The sequence below is a fragment of the Alcaligenes aquatilis genome, assembly GCF_003076515.1.
Lineage (GTDB): Bacteria > Pseudomonadota > Gammaproteobacteria > Burkholderiales > Burkholderiaceae_B > Alcaligenes > Alcaligenes aquatilis.
In genome coordinates this window covers 2,544,833-2,571,548 of sequence record NZ_CP022390.1, presented here as the reverse complement: position 1 = coordinate 2,571,548, position 26,716 = coordinate 2,544,833, and the positions used below count along the sequence as shown (strand labels likewise).

Below are 26,716 nucleotides of genomic sequence, written 5' to 3'. Positions count from 1 at the left end.
CAAATCAATCAATAACACGTGTCGGTTCCCCACCGACCGGAGGCAAACATGAAAAAGACCCTTGTGGCCAGCTTGCTGGCGTCCGTATTCTTGTCCGCGCCTGTTCTGGCCAACCCCATGATCATCAAGTTCAGCCACGTTGTGTCGCCAGACACACCCAAGGGCAAGGGTGCTGTGCGCTTTAAGGAACTGGCCGAAAAATACACCGAGGGCAAGGTCGTTGTCGAAGTCTACCCGAACTCGCAACTGTACAAAGACAAGGAAGAGCTTGAAGCCCTGCAACTGGGCGCGGTACACATGCTGGCCCCATCGCTGGCCAAGTTCGGTCCTTTGGGCGTACGTGAATTTGAGGTGTTCGATCTGCCTTTCATCTTCAATGACCGCAACGATCTGCGTAAGGTCACCGAAGGGCCTGTGGGCCGCATGCTGCTGGACAAACTGGAGCCCAAGGGCATCAAGGGCCTGGCTTACTGGGACAACGGTTTTAAGGTCATGAGCGCCAATACGCCCCTGAAAAGCGTGGACGATTTCCTGGGCCTGAAGATGCGTATTCAGTCCTCCAAGGTTCTGGAAGCTCAGTTCAAGGCACTGGATGCCGTGCCTCAGGTGATGGCGTTCTCTGAGGTGTACCAGGCCCTGCAAACCGGTGTGGTCGATGGCACCGAGAACCCGCCGTCCAATATGTACACCCAGAAAATGCATGAAGTGCAAAAGCACGCCACCGTGTCCAATCACGGTTATCTGGGCTATGCCGTGATTGTGAACAAGAAGTTCTGGGAAGGTCTGCCTGACGATATCCGCCAAGGCATGGAAAAGGCCATGGCCGAAGCCACGGTTTACGCCAACGATATTGCCGAGCAAGAGAACAACGATTCCATGAAGGCTATGCAAGAGTCCGGCAAGACTCAGTTCTATCAGTTGAGCGATGCCGAGCGTCAGGAGTGGGTCAAGCAACTGCATCCTGTTCATAAGGAAATGGCATCTCGTATCGGCCAGGACGTGATCGATGCCTTTTACAAGGCGACCGAATAAAGTCGGTTTTCTCCGCTTATCTTGTACAGGTCTGTTTCAGACCTGCTCCGTTTTTCTTCCCGCTACTGCGCCGCGCCTGCCCGTGATCCGGGTGGGCCCGCTGTAGTCTGGAGCTACCCATGTTCTTACGTATTCTGGACCGCTTTGAGGAGGCGTTCATCTCGCTTCTCATGGTGGCCGCCGTGGTGATTATTTTCGTAGCGGTCTGCCAGCGTTACTCGGTCAGCATGCTGGCTGATCTGGTGTCCTGGTCGCGGGCTCAGGGTTACGAATCCGTGATGGCGATGGCCCGTTCAAGCTATCGCAGTGTGGCTGGCATCAATTTGCTCTGGGCGCAGGAGCTGTGTATTTACCTGTTTGTCTGGATGGCCAAGTTTGGTGCCGCATACGGCGTACGCGTGGGTATCCACGTGGGTGTGGACGTGCTGGTTAACGCGGTAGGGCCGCGTTGGCGCCATCTGCTGGTGGTGATTTCCCTGTTCGCCGGTGCCTTGTTTACCGCCATGGTTGCCTGGATTGGCGGCAGCTTTGTCTACGACATTGCCCATACAGCTCAAGTGTCGGCTGACCTGGAAGTGCCTGTCTGGATTGTGTACCTGGCGGTGCCTGCGGGTTCCCTGCTGATGTGTTTTCGTTTCCTGCAAGCCTTGATGAATTTCATTCAGACTGGCCAGTTGCCCCATCACGAGCCTGCGGCTGATCTGATCGCTGAAACAGAGCGCGGTGTGTCTGAATCCGAAGGAGCGCGCGCATGACCGCCCTGATTATTTTTGCCTTGCTGGCTATCCTGCTGTTGACAGGCATGCCCGTGTCGATTGCCCTGGGTCTGACGGTGATGGGGTTCCTGTTCACCATGACAGACGTGCCCATGGACAGTATTGCTCTGAAGCTGTTTACCGGCATCGAGAAGTTCGAGATCATGGCGATTCCGTTCTTCATTCTGGCCGGTAGCTTCCTGACGCACGGTGGGGTCGCGCAGCGCATGATTCGCTTTGCGGCCTCCATGGTGGGCCATTTACCCGGCGGCATGGGCTTGGCAGCGGTACTGGCTTGCGCCTTGTTTGCCTCGATCAGTGGTTCTTCGCCAGCTACTGTGGCGGCCATTGGGTCGATCATGATTCCGGCGATGGTCAAACAAGGCTATCCCGCACAGTTCGGAACCGGCATTGTGGCTACCTCTGGTGGTCTGGGTATCTTGCTGCCACCTTCAATTGTGATGGTGATGTACGCGGTGGCTACCAGCGGCATGATGGTCGAAGGCCCGGATGGAGCCAAAGTAGGCACCGCCTCGATTGGTCAGCTATTTATTGCAGGTGTGGTGCCGGGCTTGATCTTGGCGCTTGCCCTGGGTGCGACCACCATGTTCCGCGCCTGGAAAATGAACTACCCCCGTATGCCGCGTGCTTCTTACAAAGAGCGCTGGCGTGCCTTCATGGATTCCATCTGGGGGTTGATGCTGATCGTTATTGTGATGGGGGGGATTTACTCCGGTGTGTTCACGCCGACCGAAGCCGCCGCCATCAGTGCCGTGTACGCTTTTGTGATTGCGGTCTGGGTCTACAAGGATGTGAAGCTGCGCGAGGTAAAACGCATTGTGCTGGAGTCGGCGGCCATGAGTGCCATGCTGCTGTACATCATCACGAACGCGGTCATGTTTGCCTTCATTTTGACCTCCGAGCAGATTCCACAAGCGATTGCCGAATGGATTGTGTCGCAAGGGATGGGGCTGATTGCCTTCTTGCTGTTCGTCAATGTCTTGTTGCTGGTGATCGGTATGGTCATGGAGCCATCGGGGCTGATCCTGATCATGGCCCCCATTTTGTTCCCGGTTGCCATGAAGCTGGGCATGGACCCGGTTCACTTCGGCATCATGATGGTGGTGAATATGGAGATTGGGCTGGCGACGCCGCCGGTTGGCTTGAATCTGTATGTGGCGTCTAGCATATCGAAGCTGGGCCTGACCGAAGTGACCAAGTCCACCATGCCGTGGTTGCTGACGGGCCTGGCCTTCCTCTTGATGATTACCTTCATTCCAGGAATTACGCTTTGGCTGCCCCGCATGATGGGATGGCTGTAGAGGTCCTGATCGCTATCGGCGAGCAGGGCAAGGTGAGCCCATGATGGGGCAGTACGGCTTTATGCAATCGGCGTAAAACGTGAATCACCTGGAAGGCCGGGCAAAAAGCCCGGCCTTTTTTTGTGGGTGAGTGTTTTGGTGCTGACAGATTTTTTTGCTGTATGGACTGTATTTTTTTGAGTGCGGGGACCGGCTTATTCCAGAACCCACCAAAGGTTGCTGCCTACGTGTGCTGGTCTGATTGTCTTTCAGCGCTGAATGGTTTTTCTTGGCTGTGTAGGCAAATGAAACGTACTGATAAGTATTATTTGTCTATCAGACACGCTAGTCTATTAGTATCATAGTTTGATCGGGCCGCCATACTGGCGGTGTTTATTCATACGGAGACCTTATGTCCATTTCAGTCGGTGAGCGCGTTCCAGACGCGACCCTTAGTGAGTACATTGAAACCGCCACAGAAAGTTGCCCGATGGGCCCCAATAACTTTCAGGTGGCTGATCTGGTTAAAGGCAAGAAAATTGCCGTGTTTGCCGTCCCTGGCGCTTTCACTCCCACCTGCTCCGAGCAGCACTTGCCTGGCTTTGTCGCCAAGGCAGATGAGTTCAAGGCTGCTGGTGTGGATGAAATCTGGTGCGTGTCTGTGAACGATGCTTTCGTGATGGGTGCATGGGGTAAGTCCCTGAATGTCAATGGCAAAGTGCGCTTGTTGGCTGACGGCAGTGCGGTCTGGACCAAGAAACTGGGTCTGGAGTTTGATCTGACGGCCAAAGGTCTGGGCGTTCGTTCCAAGCGTTTTTCCGCCTTGCTCGATGATGGCGTTGTTAAACAATTGAACATTGAGAACGACGGAGGCCTGCATACGTCGGATGCAGATACTCTGCTCAAACAGGTACAGTCTTAAGTATCTGACCCTGCGCCAGTCCGGCCAGGCGTGGGAGTGAAAGCTTACAAAGCGCTGGCTGCAAGCTGGCGCTTTTTTTACCGTGCTTTTGTCGTGGCACCCCGGCTGGAGTGTGGGGGATAGCCAGAGTAAGCACGGTGCTGCTGTTTTTTTAGGATGTGTGAATGCTGTCATCGGTGGGTGCGTTTTCGTCCCTGTACTTTGCGACCCTGATGCTCTTGCTCAGCTCGGGCCTATTCAACACCTTCATGGGGGTGCGCCTGACGGCCATCTCCGTGTCAGAGGTATGGATTGGTGGGCTGATTGCGGTGTATTACCTGGGCCTGGTATTTGGTGCTCGTATGGGCCATCGCCTGATCATGGGCGTGGGCCATATTCGTGCGTACGCCGCCAGTGCTGCCATTGTCACCATCTGTGTGCTGGTGCAGATTCTGATCGACTCCATGTATGTCTGGCTGCTGTTGCGTTTTTTGGCGGGCGCAGCGATGGTAGTGCAGTTCATGGGTATTGAAAGCTGGCTGAACGAGCAAAGCGACAATAGCCAGCGCGGTACAATTTTTGCCATTTACATGGTGTTCTCCAGTCTGGGCACGGTGTTGGGACAGTTGTCGTTAACGCTGTTCCCGCATCTGAATTACGAACCCCTGGTTTTTGTGGCGATCTGTTCGGCCTTCAGTCTTGTGCCGGTGGCGATTACCCGTCGCAGTCATCCGCCTTTGCAAGTCCCCGCACCCATTAATGCGCGTTACTACGTAGACCGCGTGCCCTTGTCCTTGATGGTGCTGCTGGTGGCTGGCATGTTGACCGGGGCCTTCTACGGGCTGGCCCCGGTATATGCGGTGCGTGTCCATTTAAGTAGTGAGCAGGCGGCCTTGTTTGTTGCGGTGTCGGTGGCAGCCGGGGTGTTGGCTCAGTGGCCGGTAGGCTGGTTGGCAGATCGCATGAATCGCGTCAAGCTCATCCGCATCAATGCAATCTGTTTGCTGGTCTTGGCTATTCCCTTGTGGGGCTGGTTCGAGGCACCGTTCTGGTTCTTGCTGGTTTTTTCCGCGCTGTTCGGGATTCTGCAATTTACGCTCTACCCCTTGGGGGCGGCGTTTGCCAACGATAACGTGGACCCAGAGCGGCGGGTCGGGTTGAGCGCCATCCTGTACATGGTGTATGGCTTGGGGGCCTGTTTGGGACCGCTGCTTGCCGGCGGCCTGATGACTTACATCGGCAGCAACCTGTACTACATTTTCGTGGCGGCCTGTGGTTTGGCACTGGTCCTGTTGGTTCGTCCGCAAAAAGTGCTGGGCGATCACTTGAGCCAGGATGCGCCAACCAACTTTGTGCCTATGCCCGATAGCTTGCAAAGCTCGGCTGCGGCGGTGGCATTGGATCCTCGGGTCGATATCAGTTCTGACGTGTCACACGACCCGGTGTTCGAGGATCTGCCCCCGGTTGAGGAGCGCGTGCCTGCGACAACGGAAAGTACTGCGGTAGAGCGCCAGGCGGAGGATGAGGCCGTAGAAGCGACACTTGCCGAGGACGACAAGAGGGTTGATCCTGTTGCGGGAAGTTCCAGAGGCTTGGATGATTCTGGGAACCCGGCAGATGTGGATAGCTCGGGCGGTGCGCAAGAGGCAGAGAGCAAGCGGAAACCGTCAGATCCAGCTCCGTAAACAGTCGACAGAATCGAGCCTGTTTTCGTGGCGCTTTACGACCATGATTCACTCAAAAAAACCCAGGCCAGGCCTGGGTTTTTTTTCTTTGCCCGGATCTTAAATCTGGAATTCAAGCCCGTTAAATTTAGCTTCAAGCTCAATCTTGCCAGCCAGAATATCCTGCTGCCGCGCTGCACTACGCAGGCGTGTATGAGATACGCCTGGGACTGTTTAACGTGGAATCAGGGCCACGATCGCGCCTATTGCCAGGGCAACCCCCACGATATTGAGGGCGCTGAGTTTTTCTTTGAAGAAGCCCGCTCCAACAATGGCCCCCAAGGCAATGACGCCAATATTCATGGCCGAGAACACCAGGGTGGGGTTTTCCGGGAAGATTTGGTGGGCGCGGATGTAAAAGAAAATATTTCCGAAGTTCAGCAGGCCTAGTACCAGACCAGCCAAGAGACTGCCTTTGTGCCAACTGGTGCGCTTGGCCAGCAGCCAGCACAGCATCAGCACTCCTGCCAAGGAGAAGGACACCACCAGACTGCTGGAGAAAGCGGCGCCGGCTTTGGAGAGCTGCTTGAACATGATGTCGATCACGCCATAGCCCAGCCAGACCGCCAGCAGCATCAGGGCCGGATGTCCGGAACCCGCGTCCTGCTTACTGGTTTGGTGGGGACGTATCAGCAAGCACAGCAGGGCGGTCAGGGCCAAGCCTATGCCCAATAGTTTCTGTCCGCCCAGATGTTCGCCAAACAGCAGAAAGGCCGCCAGCAAGGGGATGAACAGAGACAGGCGTTGGGCGGCATCGCTCAATACAATACCGGCCTGGCGTACGGCTGCCGCCATGAACAGAAAGACACTAGGCAAAAGCACGCCCAAGGCAATCAGAATCCACCAGGGTGTGGCGGGATTGAGCAGGCTGCTGGGGTGTGGTTGCAGCAAGACCAGGCTTAAGGTTACTGCCACGCCGTAGTTGACCATGATGGCCTGGGCGACATCGATCTGCCGCTGGCGGGCAACTTTGAGCAGAATGGAAACAGCAACACTGCACAGAATACTGGCGATCAAAGTGAGCATATTAAAGGGCCTCGACCATCGCGCGTGGACGGGTTTGTTCCAAAGACAAAGGAGGTTCGGACAGTGTGGTTTTGGCCGCTTCCAGTTGCAGGCGGGCAAACAGATCCTGGTCCGCTACAAACTGCGGGTTGCCGGTGGTCAGCAATTGCTCGCCATAGAAGATGGAATTGGCCCCCGCCATAAAGCACAGGGCCTGTGTGCTGTCATCCATGGTTTCGCGGCCCGCTGACAGGCGCACGGCGCTGGTGGGCATGAGGATACGTGCAATGGCGATAGTGCGTACAAACTCGAAGGGGTCCAGGTCATCGACCTGATCGAGCGGTGTGCCTGGCACTTTTACCAATTGGTTGATGGGCACGGACTCGGGGTAGGGGCGCATATTGGCCAACTGGGCCAGCAGGCCGGCACGCTCGCGGCGACTTTCGCCCATGCCAATGATCCCGCCACAGCAACTGTTCAAACCGGCTGCACGTACGCGTTCCAGCGTGTCCAGGCGGTCCTGGTAGGTGCGTGTGCTGATGATCTGGCCATAGAACTCGGGAGAGGTGTCCAGGTTGTGATTGTAGTAATCCAGCCCAGCCTCTTTTAGGCGTTCGGCCTGACCGTCTTTCAGCATGCCCAAAGTGACACAGGTTTCCAGCCCCATCGCTTTGACGGCACTGACCATATCAATGACTTGGTCCAACTGCTTTTCTGTAGGGGAACGCCAGGCGGCACCCATGCAAAAACGCTGTGCGCCCTGTGCCTGGGCCGCGCGGGCCGCCTCCAGTACCTGTTCCAGAGGCATCAAGGGTTCGGGTTCCAGCTCGGTCTGGTATTTGGAGGATTGCGGGCAGTAGGAGCAATCCTCGGGACAGGCGCCAGTCTTGATGGACAGCAGGCTGGAGAGCTGGATTTGATTGGCGGGGTGGTGCTGTCTATGTACGCTTTGCGCCTGGAATACGAGATCCATAAAGGGCAGTTCGTAAAGCTCCATGATGCGACGAATTGTCCAGGGCGCGGGGTTATTTACAGACATGGCAGGCTACCTTATTCAGTGACGCGGCTATGCTAGGTGCTCTGCCTGTGAAAGACGACTTCTGTCCCTGCTTGGGAGTGACGGCTTTCCCTCTGCAGAGGCTTTTTTCAGTGATAATTAAGCGAAATTGTTGCTAACTTCGCTTAATTGACATGCCTGATAGCGATACAAATTGTTTCTTGGCCAGTGTTTGCAAAATGTTTCCGTTGCTGGTTTAGTACCTGATTAGCGTGGTTTCCACCTTTTTATCCGCGGTAAACTGACCGGTGATTTTGCGAAAGGATAAACATGCACGTGTTCGAGCGCCGCATCACGGTGGAGTGGGGTGATTGCGATGAGGCCGGGATTGTTTTTTATCCCAACTATTTTTACTGGTTTGATTGCACGTATCAGGCGTGGCTGCGGCAGGCTGGTTTGAGCCAGCGTGTCTTGCGACAAGAATACGATGCCGTAACCCCGTTGGTGGATGTCGGTGCCAACTTCCGCGCACCTGTTACCTATGACCGCGAAATTCGCGTTTGTGTGCATGTGACCCAATGGCTGGAGCGGCGTTTCAAGCTTGAATATCAAGTCTTCAATATGGATGGTGTGCTGGTAGCAACTGGCCACGAGTGGCGTGCCTGGGCGCGGGTCTTGCCGGAGGGGCGGCTGAAAGGAGCTGCCATTGCCGATGGTTTCCGTCAGCGTCTAGAAGGGAGCAGGGCTGTTTAAATCAGCCTGATTGGAGACAGGCAGTCGCTGCTGCACGTGGTGCAACTGTGGTTTGCCATTGGTCGGGATATAGACAAAAGCCAATTGCTTGAACAGGCGTGCTTGCCAGCGCGCTTGTTGCAGACTGATGTCCAATACCAGCAAGCTGGGTTCATCCGGCCATTTGCCTTTGGGGTCCAGGTTCACGGCGGGCCACCAATGAAGGTCCTGTTTTTGCAAATCGCGTAGCAGGGTTTCCTGAACGGCATCGTTAAAGGCGCGGCTGCAAATTTGGGCGCCTGGATTGCAGGCGGTCAAAATCGCTGCGCCACGACTGTTTTCTTGTTCCAGCAATTGATTCAGAGTGCGGTTGAGCTGGCCGATGCGCACGTCTATATCGCCCTGAGGGCTGTGTACTCGGTAAATTGCCTTCTCGAAAGCGTGAGACAGGGCGGCGGGCAAGTTGTTCGGTGTAGACATAAGCTAACTGGCGTCGTTCTGTTCTCCAGGCCCACAAGACTGGCCGTGGGACACATGGTTTTTCCCTCACAAACCCCCGTCCGTGGGCAAAAAATGCTCCCTTTTGTGGGGGCGGCTGGCAGGCGGTATGCCTGCCTCGCGTGCGGGGTTCGGTCCAAACCATGCATCCATTATTTACATAGTTTCAGCCTTCAAGCAAGTGATGAGACGCGTGGGTCCTGGATTCGATTCCAGATCGAATACAAGCTGGGTAAAAACAGGAGGGTCAGGATGGTGCCAATCGCCGTGCCACCGATCAGCGTCAGGGCCATGGAGCCCCAGAACACGGAGAAGGACAGCGGGATGAAGGCCAGTACCGCCGCCAGCGCCGTCAGAATAACGGGGCGGGCACGCTGTACGGTGGCCTCGATTACGGCGTCGTAGGGCGAGGCACCCTCGGCCCGGTTGGTCTTGATCTGCTCAATCAAAATCAAGGTATTGCGCATCAAAATCCCCGCCAGACCGATCAGCCCCAGAATCGCGGTAAAACCAAAGGGCTGCTGGAAAATCAGCAAGGCAGGTACGCTGCCGATCAGGCCCAAGGGGGCCGTCAGGAACACCATGATCATGTTCGATAGCGAACGCACTTGAATCACGATAACCAGCAGCATCAGCGCAATCATGACCGGGAAAACGGGCAGCAGCGCGTCGTTGGATTTCTTGGCCTCGGCGGTAATGCCGCTCATCTCGATCAGGTAGCCAGGGGGCAGGGAAGCTTGCAAGGAGGCAAACTCCTTCATCACCCGGTTGGCGACCTCTGCCGGTTGTACGTGCGGAGCAATATCACCCCGTACCGTCATGGTAGGCAGGCGGTTGCGACGTGCCAGCTTGGGTTCTTCCTGCATGATTTCCAGCTTGCCGACTTGCTCCAAAGGTAGATTCTGGCCCTGATCATTCATGACGGTCAGGCCGGACAGGCGAGTGGGATCATGGCGGTTGACGGCCGAGCTGCGCGCTACGACCAGTACATTACGTAAATCCTCGCGGTATTCCGCAACCGTTGCGCCGTCCAGCTGCAACTGGATTTGTTCTGCCAGACTCTGACGATTCAGGCCTAGTGCCTGCAGGCGTTGAGGGTCTACATTTAGCTTTAAGACGGGCACACGCGAACCCCAATCCACGTTCACCTGACGCATGTCCTTGTCGGCACGCATAATCGTCATGGCCTGCTCGGAAATATCGCGTAGCGTGTCCAGGTCGGGGCCGCGCACCAGAAACTCCACGGGGTATTTGGTGGATGGGCCGAACACCAGTTGCGTTGCGCGCACTCGCGCTTCTGGCGTCAAACCATCGGCCACCACCTGGCGAAAGCGTTGCAGCAGAGCATCGCGGTCGTGATAATCGGCGGTCAGCACCACCAGACGGGCAAAAGAAGGGTCGGGCAGTTCTGGGTTGTAGGACAGAAAGAAGCGCGGTGCGCCTTGCCCGGTATAGCTGGTCACCAGCTTGGTCTCGGGCTGCTCGCGCAACCAACTCTCGACCTTGCGAGTAACGGCCTGCGTGGACTGAATGCTGCTGCCTTCAGGCAACTGCACTTCTACCAGCAGCTCGGGCCGATCGGAGGTGGGGAAGAATTGCTGTTTGACGAAACCCATGCCTACAACTGCCAGCACGAAGGCACCCACCACAATGCCGGCCACCAGAAACTTGTGGTGTACCGACCAGGCAATCATGCGGCGCAGACGCTTGTAGTTGGGGGTGTCATAAATGGCTTGGTGACCGCCTGGACGGGCAGGAATGGCGGGCAGCAGTTTCACGCCCATATAGGGAGTGAAAGCCACGGCAACCAGCCAGGAAGTCAGTAGGGCGGCGGCCAGAATCCAGAAGATATTGCCCGCGTATTCTCCAGCAGAGGAACGGGCAAAACCCACTGGCAGAAAGCCAATGATCGTCACCAGGGTGCCGGACAACATGGGAGCTGCCGTATGGTTCCAGGCATAGGCAGCGGCTTTCAGGCGGTCCATGCCTTCTTCCATTTTCACGATCATGATCTCGATCGCAATAATGGCGTCGTCCACTAGCAGGCCCAGCGAGATAATCAGCGCACCCAGCGTCACCCGGTCAAACACCTTGCCCGTCATCATCATGATGACGAACACCATGGCCAGCGTCAGGGGGACGGCTGCTGCCACCACAATTCCCACACGCCAGCCCATGCTGATCAGACACACCAGCAGCACGACGCTGAGTGCTGCGAAGAACTTGAACATGAACTCGCCCACGGCCGAAGCAATGTTCACCGACTGGTTGGTCACGGTCTCCAGCGAGAAACCCAGAGGCAGGGCAGCGGCAATATCTTCCCGTGCCTTTTCCAGATCCTTGCCCAGATACAGGCCGTTGTAGCCCTCCTGCATCACGACATCCAGCAGCATGGCAAATTGGGCGTTGTGATGAATCTCGAAGCTGGGCGGGTCCTCGTAACCCCGGCTGATTGTGGCAATATCGCCCAGTCGCAAGGTGTGACCTTGTACGTAGATATAGGTATTGCTGATGGCCTCTATATCATCCAGTCCGGCACTGAGGCGAAGATGAATGCGTGGTCCATCGGTGCTGACCGCACCACTGGCGGTCATGGCGCTGCGTTTGGACAAGGCTTCCAGGATCTGTTGAGGATTCAGTTGCAGATTGTGCAACTTGGCCTCGTCCAGATCGACAAAGATGCGCTCGCTTTGCTCGCCCAGAATGTTGACTTTCTTGACGCCGGGAACCTGCAGCAACTGGCTGCGCACCTTCTCGGCTTCGCGAGTCAGTAATCGCGGTGGCAAGCCTGGGGCTTGCAGGGCGAACAGGCTAAAGGACACGTCCGAATATTCATCGTTCACGAAGGGGCCTTGCACGCCTTTGGGCAGACGTGGAGCTTGATCTTGCAGCTTTTTGCGTAGTTGATAAAACTCGCTTTGGACGTCCGCCGGCGGCATGGTGTCTTTCAAGGTCACGACCATCAGGGCTGTGCCAGGGCGGGTAACCGTCTCTACCCTGTCAAACCAGCGCAGCTCCTGCATGCGTTTTTCCATGGGTTCGGCCACGAGATCCTGCATTTCCTGAGCCGTCGCTCCGGGCCACATGGCAGTGACCGTCAGCACTTTTACGGTAAACGCCGGGTCTTCGGCTCGTCCCAGTTTCACGAAGGAGTAAATGCCGGAGGCTGCCAGAGCAATGATCAGGAACAGTGTGATGGCCCGTTCGCGCACGGCCAATGCTGAAAGATTGAAGCGGCCTGTCATGGTTTGGCCCCGCGCATTTCTGGGCGTACTTCCTGGCCTTCGTGCAGTAGATTGGCACCCAGGGCCACAATGGTTGTACCGGTTTCAGGGCCTTTGGAGAGGTAGGCGTACTCTTGGGCCAGTTTGGCAATCGTCACAGGCTGCCAGTGCACGGTTTTCTGATTATCAATGACCCATACGCCGGGGCCTTTGCCCGCATCGTAAATGGCGGTCAGTGGCACCTGATTCAAGGCGTCTGCATCGGGAGGTGTCAAATGCACGATGGCGCTGGAGCCTAGTCGGGCAGTGACATTCTCACCCTCGAAGGAAAAGCGGGCCTGATAGCTGCGAGTGGCGGGGTCAGAGGATTGTGCCAACTCACGCAGTTGGGCGGGCAGGCTTTCCTGGGAGTCAGTCAGCTCGATCGTGGCGCGGGTGCCCAGTGGAAGATCCCATTGTTCGGGCAAACTGACGATGACATCACGTGGGCCGTCCTGGGCCAGGCGCAGCACGGCTTGCCCCGCACTGACAACCTGACCGACATCAGCCAACTGGGCGGTAATGATGCCGCTGGCCTCAGCCTTCAGGGAACTGTACTGGCCTGCGTTGCGGGCAAGGTCAGCCTGTGCTTGCGCTGACTTCAAGTTCGCCTGGGCGCTGCGTAGCGCTTGTCTGCTTTGCTCATGGGCCTGACGGGAGACACCCCCCTGATCGACAAGCAGGGATAAACGCTTGTAGTCTGACTGGGCTTGTTCTGCCTGAGCTTGGGCCGCCTGCACGGCAGCCAGACGAGCACGATGATCCAGTTGCAGATCCTTGGGATCCAGAGTCATCAAGAGCTGACCCTTTTTTACATGCTCGCCGTTTTGGACCTGGCGCGTATCAATCTTGCCGCCTACCCGAAATGCCAGCGGGCTCTCGATTCGCGCGCTAACCAAGCCCAGGAAACGCCGCTGCTGATCGGCCTTGGGCGCAACAACACTTTGAATTACCAAAGGAGCCTGAGTGCGAGGGTCTGCCTCTTGGGTCTGCTGACTACACCCCATCAGTACAAGGGCGGCAGACAAACTTAAAACGGGGCTAAGAGAGCGGAAAAGAGCCATGCAGGACTCCGGGTAAGTAAAGAGTTGGATGAACTGTAACTTGGGATTTGATGCTCAGGGCATCAGGCTGCGCAGGATTAGCTGGGTGACCACCAGCAAGCCTTGACGGGTTTTTTCAGGGGGGTGTATTTCTAGCAAGACGGGGTGCAGGCAGGCGGTCAAGGCAAACAAGATGCCTTGGACCACTTCGTCCAGGGGAGTACGACGCTCAAAGTCGCCACTTTCCCGACCCGCACGCACCAGTGCGGTAATTTGGGTCAGCAAATCCTCTCTGTGCTGGTCGACTGTGGCCCAGTTGTTTTGCAGAGCCTCAATCACCACCTCTTGCATGCGGCCTTCCCGCAAGAACAGCTCCAGGCTTAGATTGCAGGCGGTTTCAATGAAATGGCGCAGGCGTTCAATAGGCGGTAAATCGCCTTCAACAATTTGCTGCAGTTGCACGTGCATGCCATTGAGCACGGAATGACAAATTGCTTGGCCAATGGCCTGTTTGGAGTCGAAAAAACGATAGAGATAGGCGCTGGATACGCCTATGGACTTGGCCAGACTGGCAACCGAGGTCTTGCGATATCCGTAGAGCCGGAAATGAGCATTGGCCTGCTCAATAATCTGTTCGCGGCGATGGTGCTCGGTCGGGCCTCGCTGGCCCAAGGTGCTGGCGGACATGGAAGTTGAATGTTGAAGTAACGATAACGCAATACATTAACTTCCTTGCGTCTCAGGGGCAAGATAATTGCGTGCCTGAAACCACGAATTGACTGTTTGGTCGCGGAGGGGTTGGTGGTTGGGGTGCCGCGTCCGGCTACGCTGCAACGCGCTTGTGGATTGGCGAGAAAGAAGGTGAGGAACCTGCTGAATGTCAGCAGAGCTATCTGGCTTTCTGGGAGTCCGATGAGCGTGCCAGCTATAGAGGATCGAGATCTGATAATGGACCAGAGCTGCCATTTTGAGGTGTGCCTGGTGCTGAAGCTAGGTAACTTGAGTAGCGGGCATGAAAAAAGCCTGATAGATCGAAATCTATCAGGCTTTTTGAATTCTTTGGCGGAGCGGACGGGACTCGAACCCGCGACCCCCGGCGTGACAGGCCGGTATTCTAACCAACTGAACTACCGCTCCGCAGCGGTTGCCAAGCAAAAGCTTTGGCGTCCCCTAGGGGATTCGAACCCCTGTACCCACCGTGAAAGGGTGGTGTCCTAGGCCTCTAGACGAAGGGGACAGGACTTACAACTTAATCGTCGTTTTGGTGGAGGTAAGCGGGATCGAACCGCTGACCTCTTGCATGCCATGCAAGCGCTCTCCCAGCTGAGCTATACCCCCAATTTTCTTTACTTTGTATTTTGACTGTGTCAAAACACCCAAGTATCGAAATAAGTGTCAGGCTTGACGAGGCTTGCCACTTCAAACTGCTAAAACCAGTACAAGACTGATTTTTAAAATCTTTTGGCGGAGCGGACGGGACTCGAACCCGCGACCCCCGGCGTGACAGGCCGGTATTCTAACCAACTGAACTACCGCTCCGCAGCGGTTGCCAAGCAAAAGCTTTGGCGTCCCCTAGGGGATTCGAACCCCTGTACCCACCGTGAAAGGGTGGTGTCCTAGGCCTCTAGACGAAGGGGACAGGACTTACAGCTAATCTTCGTTTTGGTGGAGGTAAGCGGGATCGAACCGCTGACCTCTTGCATGCCATGCAAGCGCTCTCCCAGCTGAGCTATACCCCCATTTCGGTGTTCTTTGTGTTGACCACCAACGAAGAATTGAGATTATGAAGATGTTTTTGCCTTTGTGCAAGTCTTTTGAAGAAAAAAAACAAAATAAAGTGAAAAAACTTTAGATGACGCGGTTTGGGGGGGGCAGAAAATGATGTCCCAGCCGGGGGAGGGGGTAAAGGGGGGGCCTAGTCCTGGGAGGTTCTTGTATCTTTTTATTTGTTACAAAACTTTGTGCCTATTTGTGTCGTAGTATTTCATTTATGGGCTAATAAAAGAAAATGATTTCCTGTATTAGCATCGCTTTTTTGTTCCTTCAAAGGAACATTACGCCGCTCCTTAGGCGCATAAATGAAGGGTTTATAGGAAATTTTCGCTGCTCTGTAATCTAATGATGTTATGCTTCGTTGAGTAACATTTCACCTGCAATAATTACGTTTTGTAGGTCGATCTCTTAGCCTGCATTTTCTTATTTAATGGCGCTATGTCAGCAAAGCAGTGCATATCATCACCTCTGCCAGTTCCAGTGGATGCACAAAGACGAATCAGTTTGAGTGCCTTGCTGATTTGGGTGCTGTTGGCCTGGTTGTTGTTGATCTCGGCAACGGTTACGGTCATTTACAAGCAGAATCAGGCACAGACGCGTCTGCAAGCCAGTAGCGGCCTCTTGCGCCAGCTCTCGGATATCAGCTATTCCGTCGCCTTGGCGGTACCGTCCAGTTCAACCCCCGCTCGCTTGCGTCAAGTGGATCAACAGTTCCAGGGGGTAGTGCATCTGCTCAGAGAAGGGGGCATGGTCGATGGCGTCATGCTGCTGCCGTTGGACAAACCCTTGCTGGGGCTGGTGTCACAGCTGACCAATGAATGGCAGCGGCGTTTGATGCGTCTGGACTTTCCGGTCAGCTCGGAACAGGTGCTCTTGCCGGCTGCCAGCCTGAATGCGGAAGACTCCCTGTTTCGCCATAATACCCAGCAATTGCTGGATGCCTTTGAGGCCTCACGCGAAAGTACACTGGCTCAGCACCGCTGGACCGTGTTTTTCATGTTGAGTCTGGATTTGGTCGCTTTGTGCCTGTTTTACTTCATGTTGCGTGCCTGGGCTGCCGATCCCTTGCGACAGTTGATGACCCAAGGGCATGCCTTTACGAATGGTAATTATCGGGCCAAAAGTACCAGTTCCGGTACCAGCGAAACGCGCTATTTGTCGCAAATTTTGAATGCCTGCGGTTTGAAGATCCAACAGCTGGATGCACAGCTTTCTATTCAGCAACGTCATTTATCTCAGCTCAACGCCATATACCGTAGTTTGAGTCACAACCCTTTATTGGGGGTTTATATATCTCGCGATGGCCGCTTTGATTTCGTCAATAAAAAGCTTGCTGAAACATTGGGCTATAGCCGTTCACAATTGCGTCAGGAGTTCACGGTTGATCAAGTTTTTTTGTCACCTCGATTCCCGTCCCTGACACAAGTAGTGCCTGATTCGCGTTCTGGTGGTAGCAGTTTGCGTTATGAAACACGGGCATTGCGCTATGACGGCAAATCCATTGATGTAGAGATTTGTGCTATTCCCATCCAACTGGACGGACGTATGGCCGTGGTGGCGGTGGTGCAGGACATCACCACTCGGGTGCGCAATGAGGTGACAGGGCGCTTGGCCGCCGTAGTGTATGAGAACACCTGTGAAGCTATCGTGGTGACGGATCGTTTTGGTCATGTGGTCGATGCCAACCCGGCTTTCAGCCGCATTACGGGCTATGAGCTGGACGAAGTTCGTGGCCGTACCCTGTCTATTTTGAATTCCGGACGGCAGGACAACGAGTTCTATCGCAAGATGTGGCGCGAGATCTTAGAGACGGGGCGGTGGCAGGGTGATATCTGGAATCGTCGCAAGAATGGTGAGGACTTTGCCGAACGTTTGACTATCAGTACCGCCTGGAATCCGGATGGTACGGTGTATCGCCACATTGGCTTGTTCACCGACATTACCAGTCATAAAAAGCGTGAAGCGCAGATGTGGAAGCAAGCGCATTACGATCATTTGACGGGTTTGCCCAACCGTCAGATGTTCCAGGATCGTTTGCAGCAAGCTCGAGAACGCTCCCGCCGCACCGGTTTGCCCTTTGCGCTCATCTTTATGGATCTGGATTTTTTCAAGGATGTGAACGACTCCTTGGGGCACGAAAAGGGCGACGTACTTTTGCAGGAAGTGGCGCAGCGCTTGCAGCGCTGCGTGCGGGTAACGGATACCGTGGCCAGAATTGGCGGGGACGAGTTTACTGTCATCATCTCGGATATCAGTGATACTTCAATTGTGGAACGTACTTGTCGCTGTTTGCTGGATACGATTGAGGAGCCGTTTCAGTTGGACAATAACTCGGTATCCGTCTCTGCCAGCGTGGGCATTACTCTGTTTCCCGAGGATGGCGACGATGCTGGGCAGCTTTTGAAAAATGCGGATATGGCCATGTACGCCGCCAAGGCGTGTGGCCGCAATCAATACTGCCGCTTTTTGCCTGCCATGAGCGAAGCCGTGGAGGCACGGCTTCGGTTCTCCCAGGATTTGCAAAACGCCTTGAGCGAGCAGCAGTTTCAGCTTTATTACCAACCCATTGTGGATTTGCGTACCGGGCGTGTCACGCGTGCCGAGGCTCTGATTCGCTGGGAGCACCCGCAACTGGGCTTGGTGCCACCGTCAGAGTTCATCCCCTTTTCCGAGGATTCCGGGCTGATTGTCCTGATCGGTGAGTGGGTGTTTGAGACGGCTGCTCAGGCCGCTGTTCAGCTACGACAAGAGTTGGACCCTGCCTTCAGAGTCAGTTTGAATGTATCGCCTGCACAATTCAAACTGAATGGCTCTTGTGCGCGCGAATGGGTGCAGTATTTGCAAGCCGAAGGTATCCCGGGCGATGCGCTGGTGGTAGAAATTACCGAGCGCTTGCTGTTGGACGATCAAGGGCAGGCTTTGCAACAACTAAGCTTCTTGCGTGAATACGGTATGAGTGTGGCGCTGGATGATTTTGGTACGGGATATTCGTCTCTGTCGCACCTGAAGCGGTTTTCTATCAATGTGCTCAAAATCGACCAGTGCTATATCCGCAATCTGGCATTGAGTAGCGAGGATCTGGTACTGACCCAGGCCATGATCGTCATGGCCCAAAAGCTGGGCTTGCATGTCGTGGCAGAAGGGGTGACCACTCAAGAGCAGCTGGATTTGTTGAACGGCGCGGGATGCGACTTCATGCAGGGCTATTTGTGTTCCGCACCTATCCCAGCCAATGAATTTGTGGACTGGTGTAAAGCCTGGAACCAAAGGCAGGCAGGCGGGTTCGTGGGGCGATTCAATATCACCGCCAATGCTCCCCAGACTTTGCAGTAGTAGAGGCGTTTCATGCTCAGTGGCAAGTCGCAACGCCTGCGAGGGCGTGTGTGCCGCTTAAGGTTGGTGGCGGCGAGACCGCCAGGCGAAAACAAGCAGAATCAGACCCGCCCAAATCAAAAAGGGCAAATTGCCGTACTTGACATAGGGCGTCAGGCCGGTGGTGCCTTGTACTTCCACATCCAGCACACCTGGGGTCAACGGTGGCAAGACTGCGCGAATCCGGCCATAAGGATCAATGGCGGCTGTCATGCCGGTATTGGTCGCACGTAGCATGGGGCGGCCAGTTTCCAAAGCCCGCATGCGGGAGATTTGCAAATGTTGGCTCAAAGCCCAGGAATCGCCGAACCAACCCAGATTGCTGATGTTCAGCAGCAAAGTGGCACCTTCCTGATCAGGGCCGCCTTGGACAGCCCGGATGATCTCTTCGCCAAACACGTCTTCATAACAGATGTTGGGGGCCACTCGGCCCTCTGCCATTTTGAAGGGGGCTTGAGGTAAAGCGCCGCGATGGAAATCCCCCAGGGGGATGTTCATCATGTCCACAAACCACTGAAAGCCGGTGGGGATGAATTCACCAAAAGGCACCAGATGATGCTTGTCGTAGTAGCTGGCCGTGCTGTTGATGATGTCTTGGGGCTGCGTTTCGGGACTGATCAGCAAAGCGCTATTGGTATAGCTGAGCTTACCGTTGACGGTGCCACGGTCCATGGGGACGCCCAGCACCAGATTGGCTTGACGTCGCTGTGCCAGTTCCGTCCAGCGCAGCCAGAAGCTGCTCTCTAAGCGGTTTTGCAAGATAGGGATGACGGTTTCAGGTAGAACGATCAGTCGCGGAGCGTCTTCGGGGGATTTGGCGGGCAAGTTCGCCAGCTCGTAGTAACGCTCTATGCCCTCGCTCATATCAGGGCCGAACTTGGCGCTTTGGTCGACATTGCCTTGCACCAGGCGGGCAATAAAGGGCGCGCCATGCGATTGGACCCAGGCAATATGCGGCAGGCTGATGCCGATCAGGCCGAAAATCATGGCGATACCAATGCCGATCGCGCTGGACGGGCTTTGGTTCTTGTCTTTGGACGCGGCAAATTGGGCAATCACAGCGGCACTGAAAGCCGACAACCAGGCCAGACCATATACACCCACAACGGGTGCCCAGCCGGTAAACATCCCTTCCGCGTGGGCGTAGCCGATATTGAGCCAAGGAAAACCAGTGAGTAAATTGCCGCGCAGCCATTCGCTGAGTGCCCAACAGCTTGCCCAGCCTGCGGACAATAGCAATCGTGGTAACCAGGAATCACTATCGTGCTTGGGTCGCAATCTTTGCCAGACCGCTGAAGCCAGGGCCGGAAAGAGGGCCAGGGCAGCGGCTAGCAATAGAACACCCAAAGCGGCCATCCAGGAAGGCATGCCACCATATTGGTGCATGCTGATGTATAGCCAGTAAATTCCTACACCAAAATGGCCAAGCCCAAACAAGTAGCTGCGTCCAAACGCTTGGCGCACCGACCTGGAGCCCATGATCTGTGAGCAGGCGATAGCCAGCAAGGTGATCTGGTAGAAGGGCAGAAGCCAGGATGGCAGCGGGCCAATGGAGAAGGATAGGGCGTGCAAGCCCCCCAGGACCAGCAATAAAGCGACGCTTAGCGCCTGGGGTAAGGGTTTGGAATCAGCTTTGTTCAAGATCGGGCTCGGCGGGTGTGGCTCGCTGAACGTGCAACCATAAGGCTCGCTTGGCGTCGGCGCGTACAACGGTGATGCTGATGCCATCGAGTTGGGCCACATCGCCCCGGCGAGGGATGTGCCCTAATTCGGATGCCAGCCAACCACCGACTGTATCGAAGTCGTCGTTAGGAAGCCTGGTATGGAATGCTTCGTTGAAATCGGGAATTTCAGTCAGTGCCATGACACGCCAACTGTCGGGGCCGGCCTGGAAGATAGTCTGCTCGGCGTCCTCATCGTATTCATCTTCGATGTCGCCCACAATCTGTTCCAGCACATCTTCCATGGTGACCAGGCCTGCCGTACCGCCGTGCTCGTCAATCACGACGGCCAGATGGTTGCGGCTGCCACGGAACTCGTGCAGCAAGACGTTCAGGCGCTTGGTCTCGGGGATAAATACGGCAGGACGGATCAGCGGTCGCAAATCCAGCGTGGGATTGGCAATCGAGAGCAGCAAGTCCTTGGCCAGCAAAATACCGATGATGTTGTCGCGTTCTGTCTCGTAGATCGGAAAGCGACTGTGGCCCGTCTCAATAATGATGGGCAGCATCTCGGTCAACGGTTTGGCGATGTCCAGCATATCGATTTTGGATCGTGGCACCATGATATCGGCCACGGTTTTGTTGGCCATGTCCAACGTGCCGGCAATCATGGACAGCGATTCGTCGTCGATAACGTTGCGGGCGTGGGCCGCAACCAAGACAGACTTAAGGTCTTCTCGGTCTTCGGGTTCGTGACGCCGATTGAAAAAAGCACTTAAGCGAGAGATGGGATTGCTTGAGCTGGTCTTTGAAGGACGGGGCTCGGGGTCGGGAGCAGAGTCTGACATTGTCCGAAGGACGAGTTAAGGAATAATTAAGCATAACCGAAAAACGATGACAAGGTATGTACCTGTCATCATTCGGAATGCGCACAGGACGGTCAGTGTTGGGGCTGTTTTTTGATGGCTGACCGCGAGTCGCTGTACCCAGATGGTCTAGCGCTCTTCATAGGGATTGGGGATGTGAAAACTGGCCAGGATTGCAGTTTCCAGTGCTTCCATGTCTTTGGCCTCATCCTCTTCAAGGTGGTCGTAGCCCAGGGAGTGCAGACAGCCGTGCACGACCAGGTGGGCTGCGTGATGCAGAAATGGTTTCTGCTGTTCCTGGGCTTCACGTTCCAGCACTGGCAGGCAAAGCACGATATCGCCGCTGACCACACCGTCTTCGTCCTGACCATATTCAAAAGTCAGCACATTGGTGGCGTAGTCGCGTTCCCGGTAACTTAGGTTCAGGCTTTGGCCTTCTTCGGTATCCACAATGCGCAAGGTGGCGGACAGGGCGGTGAAGCGATCCTCGGGGTGGGTGCGTTCAACGGCCATGTCAATGGTGCGCTGCATCCAGCGGCGGATACGGGAGCGGCTTAGCTCGGGGCAATCAACAGCGTACTGGACGCTCAGGGACAGATCAGGCATCACCGGCTCGCTCGTAGGCGTCCACAATTCGCGCCACCAGGGGGTGACGCACCACATCGCGGCTGTTGAAACGCGAGCAGGAAATACCCTGCACGTTTTCCAGTACCTGGACGGCGTGATTCAAACCACTGCGCTGGCCTTTGGGCAAGTCCACCTGGGTGGGGTCGCCGGTAATTACGGCCTTGCTGCCAAAACCGATGCGGGTCAGGAACATTTTCATTTGTTCCGGTGTGGTGTTCTGGGCTTCGTCCAGAATCACAAAAGCGTGGTTCAGGGTGCGGCCGCGCATATAGGCCAGTGGTGCGATCTCGATGACTTGCTTCTCGAACAGACGCTGTACTTTTTCCACGCCCATCAAGTCGTAGAGCGCGTCGTACAGTGGCCGCAGATAGGGGTCTACTTTTTGGGCCAGATCGCCGGGCAAAAACCCCAGACGCTCACCGGCTTCTACGGCGGGCCGTGTCAGCACTAGACGGTGGACGGCTTCGCGCTCCAGAGCATCAATGGCGCAGGCCACTGCCAGCCAGGTTTTTCCGGTACCGGCCGGACCGACGCCGAAGTTGATGTCGTTGCTTAGAATATTGCGCAGGTATTCGCGTTGGCCGGGTGTGCGAGGACGCAGGTCGCGCTTGGCGGTCCGCAGGGAAATTTCTTCCTGACCTACGGGGGGCAGCTCGGGCAGGGGCTCGGGTTTGTCCTCTTTTTCGTGGCTACGACTGGCACCCAGCTCGACCAGGCCCAATTGAATATCGTCGATATTCAGCGCACGGTGTACGGCACGCGAATGGAACCAGTCAATGGCCTTGGCGGCTTCGTCCGCGCGCTCGCCTTCAATCGAAACATGGCTGCCACGCCGACGCAAGGTGACCCCGTAGGCAATGGCAATTTGCTTGATGTTTTCGTCCAAAGGGCCACACAGATTGGCCAGATGGGTATTGTCTCCATCCAGACGCAAGGCAGTGGGCATGCGGCGGCGTTGGCTAGTCATCGATTAGGCTCCTGCAACCCGGTCATGGGTCACAATTTCTCCGCGCAGGGTGTTGGTCAGTACTTGGGTCACATGCACATCCACAATTTGTCCGATCAGGCGAGTATCGCCGGGGAAGTTGATGATGCGGTTGTTTTCGGTACGGCCTTTCAGTTCCGAGTCGTCTTTGCGCGAGGTGCCTTCGACCAGAATGCGTTGCACGCTGCCAATCATGGCCTGGCTGATGGCCTGTGCCTGCTCGTTGATTTGCGCTTGCAAGCGATGCAGGCGGTCCAGCTTTTCCTCTTTGGTGGTGGTGTCTTCCAGGTCAGCGGCAGGCGTACCGGGGCGACGGGAATATACAAAAGAGAAAGACTGGTCGAAATTCACATCGCGAATCAGCTTCAGTGTTTTCTGGAAATCTTCTTCAGTCTCACCGGGAAAGCCCACGATAAAGTCCGAGGACAAGACAATGTCTGGGCGGGCTTCGCGCAGGCGACGCACGATGGATTTGAACTCCAGCGAAGTGTAGCCGCGTTTCATTGCAGCCAGAATACGGTCGCTGCCGGCCTGTACGGGCAAGTGCAGGAAGGGCACCAGTTTGGGCAGGTTACCGTGCGCGGCGATCAGGCGCGAGGTCATTTCCTTGGGGTGCGAGGTGGTGTAACGAATGCGCTCGATACCGGGGATCTCGTGTACGTATTCCAGCAGCATGGCAAAGTCGGCAATCTCGCCCGCGACGTCGGTCGGGCCACGGTAGGCGTTCACATTCTGGCCCAGCAGTGTGACTTCACGCACACCCTGGTCGGCCAGATCGGCCACTTCCATCAGGACGTCGTCAAAGGGGCGGGAGACCTCGGGGCCACGAGTATAGGGCACCACGCAGAAGCTGCAGTATTTGCTGCAACCTTCCATGATGGACACAAAGGCCGAGTATCCCTCCACACGTGCTGGGGGCAGGGCGTCGAATTTTTCGATTTCCGGAAAGCTGATGTCCACTTGCGAGCGGCCACTGTTGCGTCGCTTGACGATCAGCTCGGGCAGGCGGTGCAAGGTCTGTGGCCCGAACACCACGTCCACGTAGGGAGCACGGCGAATAATCGTGTCGCCTTCCTGACTGGCGACACAGCCACCCACACCAATCACCAGATCAGGGTTGAGCGCTTTCAGATGCTGAACCCGGCCCAGATCCGAGAACACCTTTTCTTGCGCTTTCTCGCGCACCGAACAGGTATTGAACAGGATGATGTCTGCTTCTTCGGGGTTGGTGGTTAACTCCACAGGGCGATCCTGATTCAGGATGTCGGCCATTTTTTCGGAGTCGTACTCGTTCATCTGACAGCCAAAGGTGCGGATGAAGAGCTTGCGGGCAGGCTTGGTGGCAGCGTCCGCGCTGGCGGGGGGAGAGATTGTGGTGTCGGTCATAGAAGGAGCCGTGACGGGTGTATATCCCGCGGGCCATTGAAAATGATGAATCGAGCATTATAACGCTCAGCTTCGCTTGAGCCACAAGCAAGCAGGGATTCCTGTGGTGGGACTTGTTGCAGACAAGCCGCCCTTTGGCTGGTGATAACTGGAAGCAGCCTTGCCAGGGCATCGAGTTGGATAAGGATTCTCGGCCAGGTTTTGCTTGCGTCCTGTTTTTATGAAATATATGATTCGTATATGAATCATATAGGGATTGAGAAATGGGTATCGTGAATATTGATGACGAGCTGCACGATCAGTTACGCAAAGCGAGCACCGTTTCATGTCGCTCCATCAATGCGCAGGCCGCTTTCTGGATACGTATGGGACTGCTGTGCGAACTGAATCCGACCTTGAGCTTTAACGACATTGTTGCTCGTGAAATGAAGGCGGCCGGTTTGGGTGAGCCTGCGGTGCCTCTGGATCAGATGGAGTCAGCATGATCAAGACGGCGGATGAAATTGCCTTGATGGCCGAGTCAGGTCGTTTGTTGGCTCAAGTGTTCACGCACCTGGATCAGTTGGATCTGATTGGCATGAGCACCATGCAGATCAATGATCTGGTCGAGAGCTACATCGTTGAAGATCTGCAAGCCCGGCCCGCCAGCAAAGGGCAGTACGGTTATGCCTATGTTCTGAATGCCTCGCCTAATCAGGTGGTGTGCCACGGTATGCCGTCCACGGCGGATGTGCTCAGAGAGGGAGACATCGTGAACTTCGATATCACCCTGGAGAAGAACGACTTTATTGCGGATTCCAGCAAAACCTACATGGTGGGGCAGGTTGCTCCTGCTGCGCAAAAACTGGTCGATGCCTGCTATAGGGCGATGTGGAAGGGCATACAAGCCGTGCGTCCCGGTGCGACTTTGGGCGATGTAGGATTTGCCATCTCGCAGTACGCACGCAAGAATGGCTACTCCGTTGTGCGCGATTACTGCGGGCATGGCATCGGGCGAGAAATGCACGAAGCGCCCGAGGTCCTGCACTGGGGGACACCGCGGACAGGCTTGAGACTGAAAGAGGGCATGGTGTTCACCATTGAACCTATGCTGAATCAAGGCGGCCATGCGGTGCAAACCGAGAAAGATGGCTGGACCGTACGTACGTGCGATGGCTTGCTGTCGGCACAGTTTGAACACACGGTGGCTGTGACGGAAAGTGGTGTGCGCGTATTGACGTTGCGGCCGGATGAAACCATCCCGCATTAATTAAGTCGTCTGCGACCATTTCGTTCCCCACACCGTCGGCTTGTCGTGCCTTATCCGATCCTTGCTGCTTGTGATCTGAAAATGACTGCGGCAAGTTCTATCAGCCTGATGGAAATGAGCTTCTCTGTAGACATTGTCGTGATCGCTACAGTAGTGAAGTTCCGCCATATTGCCATCGCAATATCGCTTGTTGTATAGCCATCGTGCCGAAGTATTCCGAATATAGGGTGGCAGCAGTAAACCCCTTTTTGTTTTATTGAGGGCCGGAGCAGGTCGGCTTGGCGGGTTATTCGCCCGTGCTACGCATGGGTCCCCTTGTCAGAGGCCAGATGCGGGCGGGTCGTGAACTCGGAGCGCGGTTTGTCCTCCGGACAAACCGCAAGCGTGCTCCTCAAACAGCACGACCCTTGTACCCCGCATCCAGCCTCCGCCCGCGGCGAACAACCTGACTCGCCCGCCGACCTGCTCCGGCCCTCAATAAAACAAACGTCTGCCACCCTATTACCCGCAATCTAGCAGCTCCAGAAACAAAAAAGCCCGACATCACAACAATGTCGGGCTAGTCTTGAACAACGACTAAAGAAGCAACTTAACCTTCTACAACCTCGCCGCCTTCGTCTTTCTTGATTGGCTTGACCAGGTCCTCACGTTTCACGCCCAGCCACATGGAAATAGCGGCGGCCACGAACACGGAGGAGTAAATACCAAACCAGATACCGATGGTCAGCGCCAGCGAGAAGTTGTGCAGCGTGGGGCCACCGAAGAAGAAAATCGACAGCACCATCATCTGGGTAGAACCGTGGGTGATGATGGTACGCGAGATGTTCTGGGTAATGGACAGGTCAATAATCTCCGATACCGACATCTTGCGCTGCTTGCGGAAGTTTTCACGGATACGGTCCATCACCACAACGGATTCGTTCACCGAGTAACCCAGGACAGCCAGAACACCGGCCAGCACTGACAGCGAGAACTCCCATTGGAAGAACGCGAAAAAGCCCAGAATGATGACCACGTCGTGCAAGTTGGCAAGGGCACATGCCAAAGCCAGCTTCCACTCAAAGCGGAAACCCAGGTACAGCAAGATGCCTGCAACCACGAAGGCCAGGGCCATCAAGCCGTTATTTAACAACTCCTGCCCGACCTGAGGGCCGACGAACTCCACGCGGCGCAGCTCTACATCTGAGTGTTGCTGCTTCAGGGCCTGGAGCACTTGTTCGCTTTGCTGGGTCGAATCTTGTCCGTCCAGAACGGGCAAGCGGATCATGATGTCCTGCGACGTTCCAAAGTTCTGCACCTGAAAATCGGTATAGCCCAAAGACTGAACCGAGCGGCGCACATCCTCAACCTGTACAGTTTGCTGATAGTGCACTTCGATGACCGTACCACCGGTAAATTCGATGGACAGGTGAAAGCCGCGCAAGATAATGAAAACGACCGCTGCGATAAACGTCAGAAAACTGATCAGGTTCAGCACCAAAGCATGGCGCATGAACGGGATAGTGCGGTGAATACGAAAAAATTCCATGATGCTTTATGCCTGTAG

Annotated in this window: 21 protein-coding genes and 6 tRNA genes; 9 read left to right on the top strand and 18 right to left on the bottom strand. The window is 55.5% G+C overall.

Annotated elements, in window-relative coordinates; translation table 11 throughout:
• The first annotated feature begins 48 nt into the window (after window positions 1-48).
• The 5 genes from CA948_RS11750 (at window position 49) to CA948_RS11730 (ending at window position 5,674) form a co-directional block, all read left to right on the top strand.
• Window positions 49-1,032: a TRAP transporter substrate-binding protein gene (locus CA948_RS11750; protein ID WP_094195664.1), complete on the top strand. Its 984-nt coding sequence runs from the start codon at window positions 49-51 to the stop codon at window positions 1,030-1,032.
• A 119-nt stretch (window positions 1,033-1,151) separates the two neighbouring features.
• Window positions 1,152-1,787, top strand: a complete 636-nt coding sequence (locus tag CA948_RS11745; protein ID WP_094195665.1) for a TRAP transporter small permease — start codon at window positions 1,152-1,154, stop codon at window positions 1,785-1,787.
• A complete protein-coding gene (locus CA948_RS11740) occupies window positions 1,784-3,109 on the top strand; it encodes a TRAP transporter large permease (RefSeq protein WP_094195666.1) in 1,326 nt (441 codons plus the stop codon). The genes CA948_RS11745 and CA948_RS11740 overlap by 4 nt, the downstream gene beginning before the upstream one ends.
• Before the next feature lie 391 nt (window positions 3,110-3,500).
• Window positions 3,501-4,010: a peroxiredoxin gene (locus CA948_RS11735; protein ID WP_094195667.1), complete on the top strand. Its 510-nt coding sequence runs from the start codon at window positions 3,501-3,503 to the stop codon at window positions 4,008-4,010.
• A gap of 164 nt (window positions 4,011-4,174) precedes the next feature.
• Window positions 4,175-5,674 carry an MFS transporter gene (locus tag CA948_RS11730; protein ID WP_108728080.1) on the top strand — a complete coding sequence of 500 codons (1,500 nt, stop codon included), beginning with the start codon at window positions 4,175-4,177 and terminating at the stop codon, window positions 5,672-5,674.
• Window positions 5,675-5,887: 213 nt separating this feature from the next.
• Here the strand turns inward: CA948_RS11730 and CA948_RS11725 are convergent, their stop codons facing one another.
• Together CA948_RS11725 and bioB are read right to left on the bottom strand one after the other, a co-directional pair.
• Window positions 5,888-6,739 carry an EamA family transporter gene (locus CA948_RS11725; RefSeq protein ID WP_108728079.1) on the bottom strand — a complete coding sequence of 284 codons (852 nt, stop codon included), beginning with the start codon at window positions 6,737-6,739 and terminating at the stop codon, window positions 5,888-5,890.
• 1 nt (window position 6,740) lies between these two features.
• Entirely contained in the window at window positions 6,741-7,757 is a 1,017-nt protein-coding gene (gene bioB / locus CA948_RS11720) for a biotin synthase BioB (RefSeq protein ID WP_094195670.1), read from the bottom strand.
• A 288-nt stretch (window positions 7,758-8,045) separates the two neighbouring features.
• Between bioB and CA948_RS11715 the strand changes: the two genes are divergently transcribed.
• Window positions 8,046-8,468 carry an acyl-CoA thioesterase gene (locus CA948_RS11715; protein ID WP_094195671.1) on the top strand — a complete coding sequence of 141 codons (423 nt, stop codon included), beginning with the start codon at window positions 8,046-8,048 and terminating at the stop codon, window positions 8,466-8,468.
• On the opposite strand, the gene CA948_RS11710 is transcribed toward CA948_RS11715, so the two are convergent.
• The 10 genes from CA948_RS11710 to CA948_RS11665 form a co-directional block, all read right to left on the bottom strand.
• Window positions 8,445-8,927 (bottom strand): DUF3293 domain-containing protein, encoded by a 483-nt coding sequence (locus CA948_RS11710; protein WP_108728078.1) that lies wholly within the window; start codon window positions 8,925-8,927, stop codon window positions 8,445-8,447. The two genes, CA948_RS11715 and CA948_RS11710, sit on opposite strands and share 24 nt — an antisense overlap.
• Window positions 8,928-9,118: 191 nt before the next feature.
• Window positions 9,119-12,190 carry an efflux RND transporter permease subunit gene (locus tag CA948_RS11705; protein ID WP_108728077.1) on the bottom strand — a complete coding sequence of 1,024 codons (3,072 nt, stop codon included), beginning with the start codon at window positions 12,188-12,190 and terminating at the stop codon, window positions 9,119-9,121.
• Window positions 12,187-13,272 carry an efflux RND transporter periplasmic adaptor subunit gene (locus CA948_RS11700; protein ID WP_108728076.1) on the bottom strand — a complete coding sequence of 362 codons (1,086 nt, stop codon included), beginning with the start codon at window positions 13,270-13,272 and terminating at the stop codon, window positions 12,187-12,189. Before CA948_RS11700 ends, CA948_RS11705 begins: the two co-directional genes overlap by 4 nt.
• Window positions 13,273-13,326: 54 nt before the next feature.
• A complete protein-coding gene (locus tag CA948_RS11695; protein WP_108728075.1) occupies window positions 13,327-13,938 on the bottom strand; it encodes a TetR/AcrR family transcriptional regulator in 612 nt (203 codons plus the stop codon).
• Window positions 13,939-14,311: 373 nt separating this feature from the next.
• Window positions 14,312-14,388 (bottom strand) — tRNA-Asp (locus CA948_RS11690).
• Window positions 14,389-14,412: 24 nt separating this feature from the next.
• A tRNA-Glu gene (locus CA948_RS11685) sits at window positions 14,413-14,488 on the bottom strand.
• A 25-nt stretch (window positions 14,489-14,513) separates the two neighbouring features.
• Window positions 14,514-14,589 (bottom strand) — tRNA-Ala (locus CA948_RS11680).
• 124 nt (window positions 14,590-14,713) lie between these two features.
• Window positions 14,714-14,790 (bottom strand) — tRNA-Asp (locus tag CA948_RS11675).
• A gap of 24 nt (window positions 14,791-14,814) precedes the next feature.
• Window positions 14,815-14,890, bottom strand: a tRNA-Glu gene (locus tag CA948_RS11670).
• 24 nt (window positions 14,891-14,914) lie between these two features.
• Window positions 14,915-14,990: transfer RNA gene (locus CA948_RS11665), tRNA-Ala, on the bottom strand.
• A 538-nt stretch (window positions 14,991-15,528) separates the two neighbouring features.
• Between CA948_RS11665 and CA948_RS11660 the strand changes: the two genes are divergently transcribed.
• Window positions 15,529-18,357, top strand: a complete 2,829-nt coding sequence (locus CA948_RS11660) for an EAL domain-containing protein (RefSeq protein WP_108728074.1) — start codon at window positions 15,529-15,531, stop codon at window positions 18,355-18,357.
• A 57-nt stretch (window positions 18,358-18,414) separates the two neighbouring features.
• Here the strand turns inward: CA948_RS11660 and lnt are convergent, their stop codons facing one another.
• From lnt to miaB, 5 genes are all read right to left on the bottom strand, one after another.
• A complete protein-coding gene (gene lnt / locus CA948_RS11655) occupies window positions 18,415-20,037 on the bottom strand; it encodes an apolipoprotein N-acyltransferase (RefSeq protein ID WP_108728073.1) in 1,623 nt (540 codons plus the stop codon).
• A complete protein-coding gene (locus CA948_RS11650; protein WP_094195678.1) occupies window positions 20,024-20,905 on the bottom strand; it encodes an HlyC/CorC family transporter in 882 nt (293 codons plus the stop codon). The genes lnt and CA948_RS11650 overlap by 14 nt, the downstream gene beginning before the upstream one ends.
• A gap of 147 nt (window positions 20,906-21,052) precedes the next feature.
• The gene (ybeY, locus tag CA948_RS11645; RefSeq protein WP_108728072.1) at window positions 21,053-21,529 is read right to left on the bottom strand and encodes an rRNA maturation RNase YbeY; all 477 of its coding nucleotides are present in this window, start codon (window positions 21,527-21,529) and stop codon (window positions 21,053-21,055) included.
• Window positions 21,522-22,517, bottom strand: coding sequence for a PhoH family protein (locus CA948_RS11640; protein ID WP_108728071.1), 996 nt, complete (start codon window positions 22,515-22,517; stop codon window positions 21,522-21,524). Before CA948_RS11640 ends, ybeY begins: the two co-directional genes overlap by 8 nt.
• Before the next feature lie 3 nt (window positions 22,518-22,520).
• Window positions 22,521-23,921: a tRNA (N6-isopentenyl adenosine(37)-C2)-methylthiotransferase MiaB gene (gene miaB, locus CA948_RS11635; RefSeq protein ID WP_094195681.1), complete on the bottom strand. Its 1,401-nt coding sequence runs from the start codon at window positions 23,919-23,921 to the stop codon at window positions 22,521-22,523.
• Between the two features lie 263 nt (window positions 23,922-24,184).
• Here miaB and CA948_RS11630 point away from each other — a divergent pair, with 263 nt between their 5' ends.
• Both CA948_RS11630 and map read left to right on the top strand, forming a co-directional pair.
• Window positions 24,185-24,406 carry a ParD-like family protein gene (locus CA948_RS11630; protein ID WP_094195682.1) on the top strand — a complete coding sequence of 74 codons (222 nt, stop codon included), beginning with the start codon at window positions 24,185-24,187 and terminating at the stop codon, window positions 24,404-24,406.
• Entirely contained in the window at window positions 24,403-25,170 is a 768-nt protein-coding gene (map, locus tag CA948_RS11625) for a type I methionyl aminopeptidase (protein ID WP_108728070.1), read from the top strand. The genes CA948_RS11630 and map overlap by 4 nt, the downstream gene beginning before the upstream one ends.
• Window positions 25,171-25,759: 589 nt before the next feature.
• On the opposite strand, the gene secF is transcribed toward map, so the two are convergent.
• On the bottom strand, window positions 25,760-26,698 hold the full coding sequence (secF, locus tag CA948_RS11620; RefSeq protein WP_108728069.1) for a protein translocase subunit SecF: 939 nt from the start codon (window positions 26,696-26,698) through the stop codon (window positions 25,760-25,762).
• Window positions 26,699-26,716 lie beyond the last annotated feature (18 nt).